General features: G+C 72.1%; 17 protein-coding genes and 1 pseudogene. 4 read left to right on the top strand and 14 right to left on the bottom strand.

All coding sequences use genetic code 11. The features are described from left to right. Window positions 1-285: 285 nt before the first annotated feature. The 5 genes and pseudogenes from OIE74_RS06230 to OIE74_RS06250 all read right to left on the bottom strand — a co-directional run. Window positions 286-612, bottom strand: a pseudogene (locus OIE74_RS06230) (cupin domain-containing protein); the annotation flags it as partial. Between the two features lie 49 nt (window positions 613-661). After that, window positions 662-964 (bottom strand): 4a-hydroxytetrahydrobiopterin dehydratase, encoded by a 303-nt coding sequence (locus OIE74_RS06235; protein ID WP_329379238.1) that lies wholly within the window; start codon window positions 962-964, stop codon window positions 662-664. A gap of 4 nt (window positions 965-968) precedes the next feature. Continuing rightward, entirely contained in the window at window positions 969-2288 is a 1320-nt protein-coding gene (locus OIE74_RS06240) for an NAD(P)/FAD-dependent oxidoreductase (protein WP_329379240.1), read from the bottom strand. A gap of 157 nt (window positions 2289-2445) precedes the next feature. Continuing rightward, the gene (locus OIE74_RS06245) at window positions 2446-3402 is read right to left on the bottom strand and encodes a LamG-like jellyroll fold domain-containing protein (RefSeq protein WP_329379242.1); all 957 of its coding nucleotides are present in this window, start codon (window positions 3400-3402) and stop codon (window positions 2446-2448) included. Next, window positions 3392-4828, bottom strand: coding sequence for a PQQ-dependent sugar dehydrogenase (locus tag OIE74_RS06250; RefSeq protein ID WP_329379244.1), 1437 nt, complete (start codon window positions 4826-4828; stop codon window positions 3392-3394). Before OIE74_RS06250 ends, OIE74_RS06245 begins: the two co-directional genes overlap by 11 nt. Before the next feature lie 301 nt (window positions 4829-5129). Here OIE74_RS06250 and OIE74_RS06255 point away from each other — a divergent pair, with 301 nt between their 5' ends. Further along, a complete protein-coding gene (locus OIE74_RS06255; RefSeq protein WP_329379246.1) occupies window positions 5130-5750 on the top strand; it encodes an LAETG motif-containing sortase-dependent surface protein in 621 nt (206 codons plus the stop codon). Window positions 5751-5916: 166 nt separating this feature from the next. On the opposite strand, the gene OIE74_RS06260 is transcribed toward OIE74_RS06255, so the two are convergent. The 3 genes from OIE74_RS06260 to OIE74_RS06270 all read right to left on the bottom strand — a co-directional run bounded on the left by OIE74_RS06260 (window position 5917) and on the right by OIE74_RS06270 (window position 8772). Further along, a complete protein-coding gene (locus OIE74_RS06260; protein ID WP_329379248.1) occupies window positions 5917-6462 on the bottom strand; it encodes a ferritin-like domain-containing protein in 546 nt (181 codons plus the stop codon). A 6-nt stretch (window positions 6463-6468) separates the two neighbouring features. Beyond that, window positions 6469-6747: a DUF5133 domain-containing protein gene (locus OIE74_RS06265; RefSeq protein WP_329379250.1), complete on the bottom strand. Its 279-nt coding sequence runs from the start codon at window positions 6745-6747 to the stop codon at window positions 6469-6471. A 180-nt stretch (window positions 6748-6927) separates the two neighbouring features. After that, window positions 6928-8772: a transketolase gene (locus OIE74_RS06270; RefSeq protein WP_329379252.1), complete on the bottom strand. Its 1845-nt coding sequence runs from the start codon at window positions 8770-8772 to the stop codon at window positions 6928-6930. Window positions 8773-8968: 196 nt separating this feature from the next. Between OIE74_RS06270 and OIE74_RS06275 the strand changes: the two genes are divergently transcribed. Beyond that, the gene (locus OIE74_RS06275) at window positions 8969-9811 is read left to right on the top strand and encodes a helix-turn-helix domain-containing protein (RefSeq protein ID WP_329379254.1); all 843 of its coding nucleotides are present in this window, start codon (window positions 8969-8971) and stop codon (window positions 9809-9811) included. 58 nt (window positions 9812-9869) lie between these two features. Here OIE74_RS06275 and OIE74_RS06280 read toward each other — a convergent pair whose 3' ends face one another. The 4 genes from OIE74_RS06280 to OIE74_RS06295 form a co-directional block, all read right to left on the bottom strand. Further along, window positions 9870-10025, bottom strand: coding sequence for a hypothetical protein (locus OIE74_RS06280; protein WP_329379256.1), 156 nt, complete (start codon window positions 10023-10025; stop codon window positions 9870-9872). Window positions 10026-10099: 74 nt separating this feature from the next. Then, complete coding sequence (locus tag OIE74_RS06285) at window positions 10100-10468, bottom strand: hypothetical protein (RefSeq protein ID WP_329379258.1); 369 nt, start codon at window positions 10466-10468, stop codon at window positions 10100-10102. A 271-nt stretch (window positions 10469-10739) separates the two neighbouring features. Next, window positions 10740-12824, bottom strand: coding sequence for a phage holin family protein (locus tag OIE74_RS06290; protein ID WP_443076342.1), 2085 nt, complete (start codon window positions 12822-12824; stop codon window positions 10740-10742). 164 nt (window positions 12825-12988) lie between these two features. Further along, window positions 12989-13393 carry a hypothetical protein gene (locus tag OIE74_RS06295; protein WP_329379262.1) on the bottom strand — a complete coding sequence of 135 codons (405 nt, stop codon included), beginning with the start codon at window positions 13391-13393 and terminating at the stop codon, window positions 12989-12991. 251 nt (window positions 13394-13644) lie between these two features. Between OIE74_RS06295 and OIE74_RS06300 the strand changes: the two genes are divergently transcribed. Both OIE74_RS06300 and OIE74_RS06305 read left to right on the top strand, forming a co-directional pair. Next, window positions 13645-14451 (top strand): MBL fold metallo-hydrolase, encoded by an 807-nt coding sequence (locus OIE74_RS06300; RefSeq protein WP_329379264.1) that lies wholly within the window; start codon window positions 13645-13647, stop codon window positions 14449-14451. Window positions 14452-14462: 11 nt separating this feature from the next. Beyond that, a complete protein-coding gene (locus OIE74_RS06305) occupies window positions 14463-15158 on the top strand; it encodes a DedA family protein (protein ID WP_329392189.1) in 696 nt (231 codons plus the stop codon). Here OIE74_RS06305 and OIE74_RS06310 read toward each other — a convergent pair. Together OIE74_RS06310 and OIE74_RS06315 are read right to left on the bottom strand one after the other, a co-directional pair. Next, complete coding sequence (locus OIE74_RS06310) at window positions 15138-16229, bottom strand: MBL fold metallo-hydrolase (protein ID WP_329379266.1); 1092 nt, start codon at window positions 16227-16229, stop codon at window positions 15138-15140. The two genes, OIE74_RS06305 and OIE74_RS06310, sit on opposite strands and share 21 nt — an antisense overlap. Window positions 16230-16309: 80 nt before the next feature. After that, window positions 16310-17533, bottom strand: coding sequence for an aminotransferase class I/II-fold pyridoxal phosphate-dependent enzyme (locus OIE74_RS06315; protein ID WP_329379268.1), 1224 nt, complete (start codon window positions 17531-17533; stop codon window positions 16310-16312). Between the last annotated feature and the right edge of the window lie 46 nt (window positions 17534-17579).

Below are 17579 nucleotides of genomic sequence, written 5' to 3' on the forward strand. Positions count from 1 at the left end.
AGGGTTGTCCCCCGGTCACCAAGTCCCGCTTGCCCGCCCGGTGTTCCTGGGGGGCTGATGCCCCGTACCCGCTTGAACGCCGCGCTCAGCGCGAACGAGCCGCCGTAGGGCGTGTTTGAGAAGTCCCGTCTGGCCCACGACGCCTGGCACGCGCGCTCGCTGCGTTGTCGGAGTCATCCAAGTACGTCCGGTCCATCTACGGGGCTGATCCTCCGCCTTGCGATCGCACGCACCAGACGCCGTGGGCCCCGCCCGATGGGCGGACGACGCTACTTCTCAAACACGCCCCAGCCGCATCGACTGCGCGAGCGGTTCGCCGCGCAGCGTGTGGCAGGTGCCGCCGGGGCCGATGACGGCCTGCGGCGCGCTGCCCGGGGCATCGGTGACGGTGTACGGCCGCGGGCCCCGCACGATGGCGATGTCGCCGGGGCGTACGTGGACGGGCGGCGTATCCGTGCCGTGGACGATCCAGGCCTCGCCGCGTGTGACGCACATCAGACAGAGCGGTGCCCGGTCCTCGATCCGGACGGACCACGGCGGTTCCATCACCATGCGCAGCAGGAAGGCGCCCCGGGCACGGGGACCGTCGAGAAGTCCGGCGAGTGCGTCCACACCGCCCAGATCAGAGGCGCGCCCTTCTCGCCAGCACGGGTTTCCGGGCTCAGAGCGCGCCGTGCGTGGGCGCGATCTCCTCGACCCGTGCGGCGAGATCGAAGTCACGATCGGTGATCCCGCCCACGTCGTGCGAGTTCACCGCGATGTCGACGGTGTTGTAGCCGAGGGTGAGATCGGAGTGGTGGTTCAGCTCCTGCTGGATCCGGGCGACGTGCACGACCATCGCCGTCGCGGCGAAGTGGTCGGTGAGCTGGTAGTTCCGGGTTATCTTCCCGTCCTCCAGAGACCACTCGGGCAGCGCGGCCAGCCGGTCGTCGATCTCCTGCGGTGACAGTGATTCCTTCGCCATGGGGTCACTCCTTACGGGGTCCGCCGGGGACCCTGGCCAGTTCGGGGGACGAGGTGTCGAGCGGGACGGTGTAGGAGCGTACGAGGCCGAGCTGGACGGCCTGGCGCGGCAGCACCGCGTCGAGCACCCAGTCCGCTGCGACGCGCACCCGGTTCGCCGGCATGGCCGCCAGGTGGTAGCCGCGGGTGACCGCGCCGGCCACCGGTCCGGAGAGCGGCACCCCCAGGGGGTTGGCGGCTGCCTTGACCCCGCCGAGGTCGACCACGAATCCGAGATCGTGGTGCCGATACGCCTGCTGCTCCCCGTAGCCCAGGGAGGCGGCGACGTTGCGGCCCGCCACCTTGCCCTGGCGGGTCGCGTGCTGCGCGGTCATGGGCGTGAACTCCCCCGGCCTGGTCAGATCGGGTACGGCGGCGGCGTCACCGCACGCGAAGACCTCGGGGTGGCCGGGCACGTTGAGCCGCGGATCCACGACCAGCCTGCCGCGTTCGACGGGCAGTCCGACATCGGCGACCAGCGGGTCGGGCCGTACGCCGACGCACCAGACGAGGGTCCGGGTCTCGATGAACTCCCCGTCGTCCAGCTGGACGCCCTTCGCGGTGGCCTCCTTGACGGACGTGCCGGTGCGGACGTCGACGCCGCGCCGGCGCAGGACGCGGTCGGCGGTGTCGGAGAGCCTGTGGTCCAGCTCGGGCAGGACCCTGGGCGCGATGTCGATGAGCAGCCAGCGAGGGGCCGGTTTGCATGTCCGGCCGGGCTGCTTGCGGACCAGGTCGTCGGTGAAGAGCTTGCCGTGGGCGGCGACCTCGGTGCCGGTGTAGCCCGCGCCGACCACCACGAAGGTGGTGCGCGCCCGGTTGTCGGGGCTGTCCCCGGCCGCGGCGAGTTCTATCTGGCGGGTGACGTGATCGCGCAGGTAGAGGGCTTCGGGCAGACCCCGGAAGCCGTGCGCGTGCTCGGCGACACCCGGGATCGGCAGGAGTTTGTTGACGCTGCCGACGGCGAGAACGAGCCGGTCGTAGCTGAGCTCGCCGCTCTCGCCCTCGGGGCCCGAGTACCGCACCAGCCGTTTGTCCAGGTCGACGTGGTCGGCCTCGCCGAGGACGAGTCGCACCCGGGGCAGGACGCGGGTCAGCGAGATGGTCACCCGGCGTGGTTCCAGGATTCCGGCGGCTACCTGGGGCAGAAGTGGCAGGTAGAGGAAGTAGTCGGTCGGGTTGAGGAGGACGACTTCGGCCTCGTCCCGTACGCGCCGGCAGAGCGTACGGGCGGCTTGGAAGCCGGCGAATCCGGCTCCTACGACGACAATGCGGGAACGGCTCACGTTCGACTCCGGACTGTGGCGTATCGGGTCCTACGGACGACTCGTCGCGTACCCGGCCGGGGCCGGGGCACACGACGGTCACCCGATTTCTCCAGGCCCTGTCCGGGGACAGGGCCTGGTCCTCATGCCACTGGTCGCCCTGTGTTTCCCCTCCCCATTATCCCCGCGTCCGCCGGTACTGCGACATGATCTCGGCCGGTGTGAGGACCCGGTCGAAGAACATCAGGTCGTCCATCCGGCAGTCGCAGGGATTGCCCTCCTGGGTGTTCTGCGGATAGCTGCCGCCGATCTTGATGCCGCGCGGATCGGTGGGCGACGCGGTGTCGGGCTCCGGCGGCCCCTCCACCGCCCAGGGGTCGCCGGGCGTGACGTACCGGCCGGGGAGCGGGAGGCCGTCGCGGTACAGCGCCATCGTGCCGGTGTCGAAGTCGAACGTCGCGGCGAGGGCCACCCATCTGCCGGGCGGCAGGATCCGCCGCCAGTCGGCGTCGGCGGCGAACGTCTGTGAACTCCCGCCGTCCAGGCGGCGCCCGAGGGCGACGACCTTCATCTCCCCGCCGACGGTGATGAGTTCGAGCAGGGCGCGTACGTCGTGGCCCCCCGATGTGCCCGAGAGGATCCCGGCGAGGCCGATCGCGTTGTAACGGTCGTCCGGCGTGGCGGTGTTGGAGTTCGGCGCGGGATTGTCGGCGGTCATCCTGAACCAGCCCATGACGGTGGTCTGCTGTGCGCCGTTGAAGGCGCTCAGGGTCGGCACGCCCTGTGGGCCGTACACGCCGGCCTTCCAGTCGTCGTTGCTCGCGGTCGTGGGCGAGACCTGCCGCGTACGCAGGACCTCGCCGCGCCGCTTGTCGTCCGTGACGCGTGACTCGGCGCCGCCGTTGACGAGTTCGAGCGTGGTGCCTGAGCTGCCCTGGTCGCTTTCGCGGGCCGGGTCGCCGGGGACGGGGTGCTCGAAGTCGTACGCGGCGACCGGGCGGGGCAGGGGTGCCGCCGTGCCGGCGGTCCGGTCCGTCGCCGGCTCACCCGCCGGTGCGAAAGCCGTCACCAGCAGCGTCGTGGCAAGAGCGAGAGTCAGGGCGAGCCTGCGCCGCCCCGATGTGTCAGCGCGCATCGGTCACCTTCCAGATCTTGCCGTTGGCCTTGGCCAGGACGTAGAGCTCACCGTCGCGGTCCGTACCGAACCGCAGGTCGACCCGGTCGTCCCCGGCCAGCTCCGCCATCGAGGTCGTCGCGCCGGTCTCGTCGATGACCTTGAACTGATGGACCTCGGCGAGCGGCCCGCCCCGGCGCATGTCAGCCACGTCGGAGTAGAAGATCCGGCCGCCGACGCCTTCGCCGTAGACGTACTTGCCCCGCAGCTCGGGTATCTCGGCGCCCCGGTAGACGAAACCGCCGATCAGCGCGTTGCCGCTGTCCGCGCACGGGGTCTCCGGCGGCGGTACGTGGTCAAAGGCCGCGACCGGATAGGTGTAGCCGTACTGCTCGTCGTTGTCCGGGAGTTGGTAGACACCACAGGTCGGGTTCCCCTCCTTGCGGTACTCGAAGGGTCCCTCCCGGTCGCTCCAGCCCAGGTTGTCCCCGGCCCTGACGTCGTACACGGACTCGATGCGGTGCTCCCCGATGCTGCCCACGAACATCTGGCCGCTGCCGCCGGAGTCCCAGCTGAACCGGTGCGGGTCACGGAAGCCGTACGCGTAGATCTCGCCGAGCACGTACTGCCGGTGGACGAAGGGATTGGACGGCGGGATGCCGTACTTGCCGCCGGGGCCGTTGTCTCCGGCCGGGTCGATGCGCAGGATCTTGCCCTGCGGTACGTACAGGTCCTGCGGCACCGAACTGCGCCAGCCGGCTCCGCCGTCCCCCGCGGCGATGTAGAGCAGTCCGTAGTCCTCGTCCCCGGGGCGGGAGTTGGGGTTGAAGTTGATCTCCTGGATGTCGTGGATGGTGCTCTGGAAACCGAGCCGCATCACCTCGCGGCGCGAGCCGCTGAACGTCGTGGCGGCCGGGTCGTCGGCGGTCCACTCGGTGACCACGCTGTGGACGACGGTGACTCCGCCGGACGGCAGGTCCGGGCGTTTGCGGAGCGCGTCCCTGGCCTCGGTGTGGACGGTGTAGAACGTGCCGTTCTCGGCGAACTCCGGGTGGAAGGCGACGAATCCGAAGCCGCTGCCGAGGCCCTGGTGGGACCAGAAGTCGGGGCCGGCCTCCGTACCGACGTCCAGGTACTCGGTGGGTGTGCCCGCGCTGTTCAGCAGATACAGCTTGCCGTTGAGATCGGGGACGTACAACCGGCCGGATCCGTCGGGGACTTCGCCGACGAAGTTGATCCGGGCCCAGCGCTTGAGCCGGTCGTCGGTCGGCGGCGGCACCGGCTCCGACTTGGGCAGCGTCGAGAATTCGTCAAGAACCAGGCCAATTTCGGAGAGTGTCGGGTCGGGCAGCGGATCGGCGATCGGCCCGTCCTCACGTGCTTCGGCGGATGGCACGAGCAGCGAGACGAGCAGCACCCCCGCCGCAACGGCCAGTCGTTTTCTCACCGTTCTTCCTGTTGTTCCGGGCTTGGGCATCCCGCTCACCTCATCGGCTCGGACGGTACGGCTCGGACAGGCGGCGCCACCGCATAGAAAGCGCTTGCAGTGAGGCGTCCGCGCCAAGTTACAAACGAGGCAAGGGCGCGGCAAGGGGGCCGGAGCGAGCAAAGTGGCGCGCGCACCAATTTCGGGCACATCCATCCCATGAGACGGTCAAGTCCATAGGGGCGCGTGGGGAGTCGGTCCCGAATGGCGATACTGTGCGCCCGCGCCGTCATCCGGCGGCGAAGTGAACGCGGAGGATTCAGTGACTGTATTCAACAGATCGTGGCGACGCCCCGGGGCGCTCGTGACGGTCGCGGCGGCGGGTGCGCTCGGCGTCGGCCTCTTCGCCGCCCCGGCGGTGGCGCACACCCCGGCCTGGGCCGTGACCTGCTCGCAGGTGAGCGTCGATCTCGTCAACTACACCGCCAGCGCCGAGAACACGGTGACCCTGAGTGTCGACGGCAAGGAACTGCTGGCCACCGAGAAGTTCGGTGGAGAGTTCCACAAGAAGATCGAACTGCCCGAGCACGACAAGGAGCTGACGCTCCACCTCGTGGTGAAGGACGGTTCGGGCAACGACGGTTCACTCGACGACACCAAGACCGCTCCGGTCTGCGAGGGCAGCGAGCCCGAGCCCACGCCGTCGACGACTCCGCCGTCGGACGAGCCCGAGCCCACGCCGACCGAGGCCAAGCCCGAGCCGAGCGAGACGACCGCCGAGGCGCCCGTCCCCTCCTCGCAGCCGAGCCCCGCCGGTGACGACCTCGCCGAGACGGGTTCCTCCAGCACGACGCCGCTGATCGCGGGCGCCGCCGCCGTCATACTCGTGGCCGGTGCGGGCATCACGTGGGCCGCGCGCAAGCGCCGCGCCGTGGGGAACTGACCCCCGCGCGACCACCGCTGACGACTGCCGACGGGCGGACACGACCGCCGACGGCCGCAGAACCGCCGTCGGCCGGAAGGCACTTGAGTGCTCACCGGCCGACGGCGGTGTCGTTTCCCGGGTCTGCCGGCCTCCCCGGGTCGCCCCGGTTCCGCCCGCGCGCCCGTCAGGACTTGGCGCTGCCCGGAAGCCGTTCCAGGAGCGCCCGCAGATCGTCCGCGTGCTCCTCCTCCTGCGCGAGCAGGTCCTCGAAGACCCGGCGCGTGGTGGGGTCGCCCGCCCCCAGCCACTGGGCGATCTCCGTGTACGACGTGATGGCCACCCGCTCGGCCACCAGGTCCTCCTTGATCATCTCGATCAGGTCCAGGCTCTCGTCGTACTCCGCGTGCGAACGGTTCGTGAGCGTCTCGGGGTTGAAGTCGGGCTCACCGCCGAGCTGCACGATCCGCTCGGCCAGCTTGTCCGCGTGCGCCTGCTCGTCCTTTGCGTGTTCCAGGAACTCGGCGGCGACCGGCTCCGCGTAGAGCCCCGTCGCCGTGTAGTAATGCCTCTTGTAGCGCAGTGTGCAGACGATCTCGGTGGCCAGCGCCTCGTTCAGCACCTGGATGACCCGCTCGACATCCGCCCCGTAGGCGTCCGTCACCGGGCCCTTGTCGATCTGCCGGCGGGCGCGCTCGCGAATCATCTTGATGTCCGTGAGGAATTCGGCCATGACCGTTCACATCCTTTCTTTGCGGCTGCTGTCGCGACGACGGTTACGCAGAATTCCCTGACCCCGCAGACCCCGGTCGCCACGGGGGCTTCTGCCGAGATACGACTCCGCCGCACGGATCGCCTCATGGGCGGTGCGGTGGCCCATCAGCACGCACAGGGTGTAGGCGACGTCGTCCAGCCGCCGCCGTCGCGCCGGGTTCTGCGGCTCCTGCAGAACCAGCTGCTCCCAGGTCCGGTAGCGGCGCAGCAGCTGGGCGAGCCCGGCCTTGTCCGGCAGAAGCATGCTCTTCTCCCGATTCCCGAAGCCGGCCCGGCTGGACCTGCTCGTTCGGCGACGTCTCGGCCCGCGGGACGGCGGTGTTCGCAGCCGTCCCGCGGGCCTTGCCCATCATCGTGCGACGATCACCCGATGTCCGCAAACGGACGCTTTCCGTGGTGGTTCTGCGCCTGTTCGCGGTCCGCGTCAGCGCACCATCGCCGTTCCCGTCAGGAGCTTCACGGCGGCGGCGATCGAATCGGCGTCGATTCCGGCGGCACGCAGCTGCTGGGCGGGCGTCGCGGACCCGGGCATCTCCCGTACGCCGAGCCGCACCAGCCGGGGCGCGGGCCGGCCGTCGGAGAAGACCTCCGCGACGGCGTCGCCGAGACCGCCCTGCGGGTGGTGGTCCTCCACCGTGATCAGACAGCCGGTGTCGGCCGCGGCGGCCTGGAGGGTGACCTCGTCGGCCGGCTTGATCGAGTACATGTCGATGACCCGTACGGTGATGCCCTCCTCGGCGAGCAGATCGGCCGCCTTGAGGCACTCGTGGACGGTGATCCCGGAGCCGACGAGGGTCATCCGGTCGTCGATGGTGTGCCGGAGCACCTTGCTGCCGCCGACCGGGAACTGCTCGTCGAAGCCGTAGATGACCGGTGTCTTCCCGCGCAGGGTGCGCAGATAGCTGATGCCTTCCAGCTCGGCCATCGCGGCGACGAGCCGGGTCGTCTGGTTCGCGTCGCACGGCTGGAGCACCGTACTGCCGTGCAGGGCACGGAACAGGGCGAGGTCTTCGAGCCCCATCTGGGACGGCCCGTCCTGGCCGATGGAGACACCGGAGTGCGAGCCGACGACGCTGATCGACGCCCCGCCGATCGTGGCCATCCGCAGGAAGTCGTGCGCCCGGGTCAGGAAGGCCGCGAAGGTCGAGGCGTACGGGATCTGCCCGCAGGCCTGCATGCCGATGGCGGCGGCGATCAGCTGCTGTTCGGCGATGTAGCACTCGAAGTAGCGCTCGGGGTGCTCCTTGGAGAAGAACTCGGTACGGGTCGAGTCGCCGACCTCCCCGTCGAGCGCCACGATGTCGCCGCGCGCGAAGCCGAGTGCGGTCAGGGCCTGCCCGTACGCGTCACGGGTGGCGATCTGGTCGCCCTCGTCGAAGCGCGGCAGATTCAGATGGCCGACGCCGGGGTGGGCGTCGGTGGCGCTCGTCGCGGGCTTGCGCACCTCGACCCGCATGGACCGCCGGCCGCCCAGCTCCTCGATGGCGCCCGCCGCGTCCGGGAGGGGCTTGCCGTGCATCCCCTCGCGGTCCTCGACGGAGGCGACGCCCCGGCCCTTCATGGTGCCGGCGATGATCGCCGTCGGCTCGCCGATGGTCGAGCGCGCCTCGTCGTAGGCGGCTTCGATCGCGTCGATGTCATGGCCGTCGACCTCGATGGTGTGCCAGCCGAAGGCGTGCAGTCTACGGCTGTAAGCGGCGAGGTCGTGCTCGTGGCGGGTGGGGCCGCGCTGTCCGAGCCGGTTCACGTCGACGATCAGCGTCAGCGAGTCGAGATGCTCGTGCCCGGCGTGTTCGGCGGCCTCCCAGATCGAGCCCTCGGCCATCTCGCTGTCGCCGCAGAGCACCCAGACCCGGTACGGGACCTTGCCGAGCCGCTGCCCGGCGAGCGCCATCCCGACGCCCAGCGGCAGGCCCTGCCCGAGCGAACCGGTCGCGACGTCCACCCAGGGCAGCCGGGGGGTGGGGTGGCCTTCGAGCCTGCTGCCCTCCCGGCGGTAGGTGTGGAACTCGGCCTCGTCGATGGCACCGGCCGCGAGATACATGGAGTAGAGCAGGGGCGACGCGTGGCCCTTGGAGAAGATCATCCGGTCGTTCCCCGGGTGATCGGGGCGGTCGAAGTCGTACGTCAGATGGTTGGCCAGCAGGACGGCGCCGAGATCGGCGGCGGACATGGACGAGGTCGGGTGGCCGGAACCCGCCATGTCGGCCGCGCGGACCGAGTCGACCCTGAGCTGCTGCGCCAGTTCTGTCAGAAGTTCGCTACGCATGTCACTCCTCACCGGATGCGACCGGATGCGGCGGCCGGACGGGCGGACCGTGGACTTTCCGGGTGCCCGAGGGCGACGACCGCAAACGGCAGCCGCGCCTGTAATGCCCCGTACCCACCAGATTGCCCCACCCGGGGAGAGCCCGCAGAAGACGGGACCGGCGCGGGCGCCCGCCGGGCGCGGCTACCGTCCACGTATGACATCGCGCGCGTCGGGGACCGGGGTCGGGCCGCTGCTCAGGCGCTGGCGTGAACGGCGCCGGATCAGTCAGCTGGAGCTGGCCCTGCGCGCCGGCTCGTCCGCCCGCCACCTCAGCTTCGTGGAGACCGGCAGGGCCCGGCCGAGCGAGGAGATGGTCCTGCGGCTCGCGGAGCGTCTGGACGTGCCGGTACGCGAACGCAACGCGTTGCTGCTGGCGGCCGGTTACGCGCCCCGCTTCACCGAGACCGCGCTGGACGACCCGTCGATGGCGGTGGTGCGGGAGGCGCTGGAGCGGCTGCTGCGGGGGTACGAGCCGTATCCGGCGCTTGTGGTCGACGGGACGTACACCCTGGTGGCGGCCAACCGGGGCCTCGGCCTGATCATGGAAGGCGTGCCCGAGCATCTGCTGGTGCCGCCGGTGAACACGATGAAGGTCGTCCTTCATCCGGAAGGGGCGGCGGGGCGTGTCCGCAATTTCCGGCAGTGGCGGGCGCATCTGCTGGACCAGATGGAGCGGCGGATCGCGCTCGACCGCTCGGACGCGGTGCGGGCGCTGTACGAGGAGGTCGCGGCGTATCCGCCGCCGGAGGGGGCGGACGACTCCGGCGGTGACGGGGCCGGGGCCGGGGCCGGGGAGGACGGTGACGCGGCGGCGTTCGCACTCGGGAACTTCGCGCTGCCGTTGCGGATCGAGCACGGGGGCCAGGTGCTGACCTTCCTGTCGTCCATCTCGACGTTCAACACACCGATGGACGTGACGGTGGCCGAGCTGGCGATCGAGACGTTCCTGCCGGCCGATCCGGCGACGGCGAAGTATCTGATGTCGGCGCTGGGCTGAGGACGGACCGGTCCGCCGGGCGGTGACCCGGCGGACCGGTCCGGTCCACGTCGGGGGATCAGTCGCGGGTGTCCCGGCGGGGCTCGGACGGCCGGGCCGGGGCGGGAGTGGGCGCGGTCGAGGGGGCCGTCGGGGCCTTGGCCTCGTGCTCGGTGGAACGTGACGCCTCGGCGCGGAGCAGGGCGTTGAGTACGGCGAACGGGTCGATGGGCATGGCTGTGTCCTCGCGGTGCGATGGGGGTTGACCAGCTGGATGAGGTCGACGGTCACGCGGACGTGCCGGACCTCTCAGCAGCGCAGCACCACACAGCGGACGGCCGGCGGCGCGACCGGTCCCTTGACCGACCGCGCGAAGGCTCCTCCGTACGGAGGGCGCGACGCCGGGCGGCCGGTCCTGCTGGGCCCCGGACCTGCCCCGCGTCCGCCCCTGGCCGACGTGGGCTGGGCGGCCACCGCGGTGTCGTGGTGCCCCTCCCCCACGGGCTCGGGCATGGTCGAAGCGGCCGGGCGGGGTTCGGCTCCGCGGGCGGCCGACGCGCAGGAATCGAGCGACATCCCCAGGAGGGCGCAGAGCACGAGCAGCGTGACCAGCCGCACGGCGGACCGTCCGGACCGTCCTGCCGGACGGGCACGGTTGATTTCCGGGGCGCTGTTCACTGGGCACGACCTCCTGATCGTGCATCCTGTGCCCACGAACGCCACGGTGCCCGCCGAGAGCCCGAGATCCGCTCTCCCGGGGGACACGCGTTACGCCGACCCGTGCAGGTCCACGACGCGGGAGGCCGGGCGGCCCGGGGCCTGCCCGGCAAACGGCGCCGGGAGGCCGCGCGCCGGGCGGGGCACGCGGCGGCCGGTGCGCGGACGGCCCGGCCGACACCGGAAGGCCGCGCGCCGGGCGTCGCGCCTGCCGGGACTTTCCGGGCACGCCCTACGGAGCCGGCTTCGGCTCCTCCTGGAGGGCGCTGTCCGTCGCAGGTGTCGGGTCGAGGGGGATCTGCGGACCGAGGCCGTCGTACAGCCAGTGGTTCAGGACCGCGTGGACCTGTTCCGCTCCCACCAGTTCCCCGTCCGCGGGGACCGGCGGCGGCAGGGTCAGGGGGGACAGCAGGAACGCGTTGGACTGCTCGCCGCCGAGGCCGCCGTGGGAGCCGATCTGTTCCTCGAACGCGTGCACCCGGCCCGTCGCCGGGTCGTACATCGAGTTGACCATGATGTCCGCGACATGCGGGAAGGTGTCGGTGCGCCGGACCGCGTCGGCGGCGCCCGGCCCCATCGTGGCCAGCAGCCCCGTGTCGTCCAGCTTGGCGACGGGGATCTCCGCCCCGGCCGGGCCGAGCACCACGGAGCCGTTCGCCTCGCTGCGGACGAGCAGGAAGCCGATGCCCGGATGGTTGGCGAGGGTCCGCAGCAGCGCGGGGTGGCGTTCGTCTATCTGCTCGCGGCTCATCCGCACCGGGACGTCGGGGAAGGAGATCAGCCCCAGATTCCCCGAGGCCAGCACGATCGGGTCGGACCCCCGCGCCGAGCGCTTCTCGTCGGCCTCGCCCTCGTGGCCCGCCTCGACGGGGCGGTGGAGCGCCGTGCGTACGGCGTCACGGGCGGCGTCCCGCGCCTCCGCGCCGCTCTTGGTGCGTACCGCGCGGCGCGACACCGGCAGCCCGCAGCCCGCCCGTACGAGATCCCGGAGCGTGAGCCCGTACACGCCCTGGAAGGTCTCGCCGGGGCTCTGCCCGTGGTCGGAGAGGAGCACGAGACGGTACGAGCGCGGCGCGTGGTCGGCGACCTTGGTCAGCAGCCCGATCGAGCGGTCCAGCCGCCGCAGGACGCGCGTGGCGTCGCGGCTGTGGGGTCCCGAGTGGTGGGCCACCTCGTCGTACGCGACGAGGTCGGCGTAAACGGCGGCGCGCCCGGCCAGCATGTCCCCTATGACCGCCGCGACCACGACATCGCGCTCGACGACGGTCGCGAACGCCCGGATGAAGGGGTAGAGCCCGCCCCGGCTCACCCGGGGCCGGTCGCCGCGGACGCGGGCCCGCGTCGACTGGCCTATCTCGCGGCCGACCTCGGCGACGAAGGAGACGGCCGTACGGACGGCGTTGGCCGGGTCGGTGAAGTACGCGAAGTAGCCGGCCCGTGAGCGGGTGGCCCTGCCGCGCCGGGCGGCCATCGACAGGACGAGCGCCAACTGGTCGGCGCCGCCGCTGAAGAGGTTGCCGCGGCTGGCGCCGTCGAGGGTGAGGAGCCCGGCGTCGCGGGTGCGTTCGACGGCCCGGCGCTGGAGTTCCGCGGCGCTGGCCGGCCGGTTGCTGACCATGATCCGCCCGCTCTCCTTCTCGTACCAACGGAAGGCGGGGACATCGTGGTTGCTGCCGTGCAGGATGCCGAGCTGGCTGGCGCCGGTCTGGCTGGACCAGTCGGTGCGCCAGGGGGTGAGCCGGTGCGTCGGGCGCTCGCCCAGCCAGCCCGCGACGGTGGGCATGTGCCCGTCGGCGACGGCGTCGAGCAGCACTTGGTGCCCGACACCGTCGAGTTGGAGGAAGAGCGTGCCGGGCGATGCCGGGTGGGCGCGGCGCGCGCTGTCCTCGCCGCTGCGGCGCCGCCGGCGTTGCGCGAGGCGCGACAGCCTGCGCCGGTAGGCGTCGTCGTCGCGTACGGCGAGGGCCGTGGAGGTCGCGGACGCGACGGCGGACATGACGGCGGCGACCACGACGGCGTTCTCTGGATTGGCGGCGCCTCCGCCGTCGGGGGTGAGCTTGAGCGCGACCAGCAGCAGGGAGCCGTTGAGGAAGAAGACCAGCAGGCCGAGCACCAGGGCGGGCACGAGCAGCAGGGCGCGGACCAGGAAGGGCCAGACGAGCGCGCTGAGCAGGCCGAAGGCGCCCGCTCCCCAGGCCGCGGTGATCGCCGTCCTGGTGAGGCTGTCGTCGGTGCCCTGAAGTTGGAAGTCGGGCAGGATGCCGGCGAGGGCCAGCATGGTCAGGGTGGAGACCGCCCAGACGACGACCACCCGCATCAGGGCCCTGCCGGCCGTCCGCCATCGCCCCTTGAACACCGCGTTTTCACCTCACGTCCAGGGCCCGCACACCGACACGGGCTCGCTCCACAGCCTCGCACAGCGCGCTGTGGACCCGGTCTTGTCCAAAGACGGGGACGTCCGAAAGGGGGACGGAGGCGGGGTCAGCAGCCGTCGTAGCCGGCTGTCGGCATGGAGAGCCTGCGGTGGACCCTGGCCTTGGACGTCGCGTCGTAAGAAGGCTCGTCCATCCCCGCGGTCTCCAGGGGGACGCCCCGGCGCTCGCACTCGGCGGTGAAGGCGGGCACGGACGCGAACGCCCGGTCGAGTACGCGTGCGTTGGGGACAACGAAGGCGTCGATCACGCCCGCCTCGACGTCGACCCAGAGGCCGCAGTGGTCGGAGCGCATCCCGTAGAGGAGCAACTGCCGTGTGACGACGTACCCCTTGCCGGCGGCCCAGCGCGCGCACATCGCCTGCTGGCCGCGGATGTCGACCAGGAAGGGCTCGCGGTCGAGTTCTTCGAGCGGGGTGAGGCTGGCTATGGCCGCCACACGTAACTCGCCCATGTCTGTGGTCCCCCGCTCAGTGCACCCGGTCGCTCCAGCGAAAAGTCCCGCCTGGCCCGCAGTGTTCGACGACCCTACTCCGTTCACACCCTCTTAAGGAGGCGCGTATCGGGCACATGCGGGCGCACGAATCTGCCACGGGCGCACTCCCTCGGGCGCACGCGGTACGGGGCGGGGAGCCGCCCGCTGCCCATGAGACGGCCCGCCGCCGTACGCTGAAAGCCGGATACGGACGGAGCTGAGGTCCCGCTTTGGGAAATGTCATCACCTGGTGGGGCCATGCCACCTGCACGGTCGAGGACTCCGGTGTCCGGGTGCTGACCGATCCGCTCTTCGCGCGCCGGCTGGTTCATCTGCGCCGCCGTCGCGGTGACGTACCGCCTCCGGAGGCCGCGGTCGCCGACGCCGTCCTCGTCTCGCATCTGCACTCCGACCATCTGCATCTGCCGTCGCTGGCGAAGCTCGCGCCGGGCACCCGGCTGATCGTGCCGCGCGGCGCGCGGCGCGCGGTGCCTGGACTGCGGCGGCTGGACGCCGTCGGACGCGGAGGAGTCGGACGCGGCGGCGGTCTGCGGATCACGGAGGTCGAGCCGGGCGACGAGGTGGAGATCGGACCGCTGTGGGTACGGGCGGTGCCGGCGTGCCACGACGGGCGGCGGCTGCCGGTGGGCCCGCAGCGCTCACCCGCGCTCGGCTATGTGATCAGCGGTGAACGCCGGACGTACTTCGCGGGCGACACCGGGCTCTTCGACGAGATGGCGGAGGCCGTGGGCACGGTCGACGTGGCGCTGCTGCCGGTGGGCGGCTGGGGACCGCATCTGGGCCACGGTCATCTGAACGCCGACCGCGCGGCCGAGGCGCTGGCCCGGCTCGCGCCCGACGCGGCGGTGCCGGTGCACTACGGCACGTTCTGGCCGATCGGGATGGACGGTGTACGGCCGCACGAATTCCATTCGCCCGGCGACGAGTTCGTCCGCCAGGCGGCCCGGCGCGCGCCCGGGGTCGCCGTCCACCGGCTTCAGCACGGCGAGAGTGTCCGGCCGGGAGCCACCCTGTGATCGACCAGCTCATGAGTCAGATGCCGTCGGAGTCCGCCCAGCAGGCCGTCACCTACCCGTCGTTGTTCCTGCTGGTGGCGCTGGGAGCGCTGGTGCCGGTGGTGCCGACGGGCGCGGTGGTGAGTTCGGCGGCCGTCGTCGCCTTCCACCAGACGGCGCCGCTCGCGCTGCTGTACATATTCGTGGTGGCCTCGTTCGCGGCGTTCCTCGGCGACATCACGCTCTACTGGCTGGGGCGGCGGGGGGTCAACTCCAAGAACGGCTCGCGGTGGCTGGCGGCGCTGGAGCAGCGGGTCTCCGACGACACCCTCGAACAGACCCAGCGCAGGCTGCGCGAGCACGGCGTGACGGTCCTGGTGCTGTCGCGGCTGGTGCCCGCGGGGCGGATACCGGTGATGCTGGCGTGCCTGCTCACCAAGTGGCCGACGACGCGGTTCATCAAGGGCGCGCTGCCGGCGTGCCTGGCGTGGGCGGCGACGTACCAGCTGATCGGGATCCTCGGCGGGTCGCTGTTCGCCGAGCCGTGGGAGGGAGTGGTCGCGGCGGTGGCGCTGACGGTGGTGATCAGCGGCAGTCCCACGATCTGGCGCAAACTGCGGGGGCGCGGCAGGGGCGCGAACGGCTCCGCCCGGCGGGACGGACAGTGCGCGCCGGAGGGTCCGACGGCGGTGGAGGGGCCTGCGGAGTCAGACGGTCAGCAGGCGTGACGCCCCGACCGGCAGGTCCCACAACTGCTCGCGCGGTCTCCCGGTCCGCTCCCAGGCGGCCCTGACCCGCTCCAGCGGCTCCATCACGGGCTCGGCCGAGAGCACAAACGTCGCCCAGTGCATGGGCGCCATGTTCCGCGCGCCGACGTCCTGGCAGGCCTGTACGGCCTCCTCGGGGTCCACATGGACATCGCTGAGCCACCAGCGCGGGTCGTACGCCCCGATCGGCAGCAGCGCGAGGTCGATGTCCGGGTACCGGCCGCCGATCTCCCGGAACCAGTGGCCGTAGCCGGTGTCCCCGGCGAAGTAGACGCGTCGGCCCGTCGCCGCGTCGGTGAGCATCCAGCCGCCCCACAGCGAGCGGCAGGTGTCGGTGAGGGTGCGCTTGGACCAGTGGTGGGCGGGCACGAAGTCGAACCGTACGGTGCCTGTGCCGCCGTCCCCGCCGGGCAGTTCGGCGGCCTCCCACCAGTCCAGCTCGGTGACGTGGGTGAAGCGGCGGCGCCGGCACCAGCGGCCGAGACCGGCGGGGACGAACATCGGGGTGTCCCTCGGCAGCCGCCGCAGCGTGGGCGCGTCGAGATGGTCGTAGTGGTTGTGGCTGATGACGACCGCGTCGACGGGCGGCAGTTCCTCCCACCGGACGCCGACGGGAGTGATCCGCGCGGGCGTGCCGAGGATCCGGCGCGACCACACCGGGTCGGTCAGGACGGTGAGGCCGCCGATGCGGAGCACCCAACTCGCGTGCCCCGCCCAGGTGACGGCGACGGTGCCGGCGTCCACGGCCGGCAGGGGCCCCCGTTCGACGGGCAGCATGGGTACGGCGTCGAGCGCGCCGGGGCGCGGCCTCGCGGCGCCTTCGCGGGCGAGCCGCGCCAGCGCGCGTACGCCGGGCAGCGGGGTGGTGAGCCGGTGGGAGAAGGACTTGGGCCAGCGACGGCCGGTCTCACCGAGCGGGCGGAGCGTACCGCCGGGCCGGAGGGTCTCGCCGGCGGCCGTGGCCCGGGATGAGGTGGCGGCGGTGCGGTGCACGCGTCGGGTGGGGTCCGTCCGATCGGTGTGGTCCGTCATCGAAGCTCCGTTCAGGGCGGTGCGACGCGGTTCATCGGGGCGGTACGCCGGGAGGTGGATCAGGCCGGCGGCCCGCGGGCTCAGGGCGGTTCCCCCAGAGCCGCCGCCAGATTGCCCAGTGCCTCGGCGACGTGCGGCAGTTCCAGGGGCTTCCCATCGGTGAGGGACTCCATCCGCTGCTCCGGGGTTGACCCGAGCAGCGGTCCGGTCGCCAGTCGTACGCGCAGCGCGCCCAGTTCGTCCCCGAACCGGTGCCCGCCGGGCACCGGCATGCCCAGCCGTTCGCCCAGGAACTCTTCGAGCTCCATGGAGTCGCCGACCCCGCGTTCGGCGAGCCCCCGGCGCAACGGGCCGAAGTCCGCGTACAGATGACGGCCCGCCCGGGGCGGTCTGGCCAGCGCCCCGGCGCTCAGGACGATGTGGTGTACGGCTCCGGCCACGCGCGCATGGAGCGCGGCGGCGGCGGCGACCCTCGCCGTCACGCCGGGCGGCTCGTCGAGTGCCCTGGAGGCAGCGGCGGCGACCGGCGCCGCGACGAGCGCGCCCAGCGCGGTGAGATGGTCCAGCGTCCTGGCCCGGCGCCGGGCGCCGGCCCCGGTGGCGGGGAAACGCGCCACGGCGGCGGGCCAGGACGCCGGGGTGAGCGCGCCCGCCAGGTCGGAGAAGACGGTGACGTCGTCGGGCCACATCTCGGCCGGGCTGAGCGGCACCGACTCGCGGGGCCGGTGCAGGGTGTCGCGCCAGGTCTCGTCGCTGATGATGTGCAGGCCCTCGCCGACGGCGGCCTCGCACGCCTCCCTGAGAAGCTCGGGCGGTGCGACGGTGCCGGTCGGGTCGTCGGCGATCGAGAGCAGCAGCAGCCGCGGGTCGCCGCCCTCGGCCCGTACCCGGCGCACCGTCTCCAGGAGGGCGTACAGATCGGGTACGCCGCCGCACTCCGCGGGGGTCGGCACCGAAAAGAAGGGCCGGCCGAGAAGCCGGGCCTGCGGCGCCCAGGACGCCGGGTGCGGGCGGGGCATCAGGACGTCGCCGCCGTGCGCGGCGAGCAGCGCGAGGAGCAGCGGCTGCGCACCGGCCGCCGCGGCGGCCTCCTGGGGATGTGTGGGCAGACCGCGTCTCGACCAGTAGCCGCAGGCCGCCTCCCGCAGGACCGGTCCGCCGCCGGGCGGCTCGGGCGAGGTCTGTCCGGCGGCGCCGGCGAGCTCGGCGACGAGCTCGGGCAGCGCGGGCAGGCCCAGGTCCGGGGCGAGCGGCCCGTACCGTACGGGACCGCGCCCTTCGCGCACCGTCCCCGTCGTCCCCATGCCCGCCTCCTCCCTCCTCCCGCACTCACCGGGGATCTACGCCCCG

The sequence above is a fragment of the Streptomyces sp. NBC_01716 genome, assembly GCF_036248275.1.
GTDB lineage: Bacteria > Actinomycetota > Actinomycetes > Streptomycetales > Streptomycetaceae > Streptomyces.

Coding starts and splice junctions, on each gene's coding strand:
- OIE74_RS06270 (WP_329379252.1), bottom strand. CDS start 8,772: ATGCGTAGCGAACTTCTGACAGAACTGGCGCAGCAGCTCAGGGTCGAC.
- OIE74_RS06305 (WP_329392189.1), top strand. CDS start 14,463: ATGAGTCAGATGCCGTCGGAGTCCGCCCAGCAGGCCGTCACCTACCCG.
- OIE74_RS06295 (WP_329379262.1), bottom strand. CDS start 13,393: ATGGGCGAGTTACGTGTGGCGGCCATAGCCAGCCTCACCCCGCTCGAA.
- OIE74_RS06260 (WP_329379248.1), bottom strand. CDS start 6,462: ATGGCCGAATTCCTCACGGACATCAAGATGATTCGCGAGCGCGCCCGC.
- OIE74_RS06290 (WP_443076342.1), bottom strand. CDS start 12,824: ATGCGGGTGGTCGTCGTCTGGGCGGTCTCCACCCTGACCATGCTGGCC.
- OIE74_RS06235 (WP_329379238.1), bottom strand. CDS start 964: ATGGCGAAGGAATCACTGTCACCGCAGGAGATCGACGACCGGCTGGCC.
- OIE74_RS06315 (WP_329379268.1), bottom strand. CDS start 17,533: ATGGGGACGACGGGGACGGTGCGCGAAGGGCGCGGTCCCGTACGGTAC.
- OIE74_RS06280 (WP_329379256.1), bottom strand. CDS start 10,025: ATGCCCATCGACCCGTTCGCCGTACTCAACGCCCTGCTCCGCGCCGAG.
- OIE74_RS06245 (WP_329379242.1), bottom strand. CDS start 3,402: ATGCGCGCTGACACATCGGGGCGGCGCAGGCTCGCCCTGACTCTCGCT.
- OIE74_RS06275 (WP_329379254.1), top strand. CDS start 8,969: ATGACATCGCGCGCGTCGGGGACCGGGGTCGGGCCGCTGCTCAGGCGC.
- OIE74_RS06310 (WP_329379266.1), bottom strand. CDS start 16,229: ATGACGGACCACACCGATCGGACGGACCCCACCCGACGCGTGCACCGC.
- OIE74_RS06265 (WP_329379250.1), bottom strand. CDS start 6,747: ATGCTTCTGCCGGACAAGGCCGGGCTCGCCCAGCTGCTGCGCCGCTAC.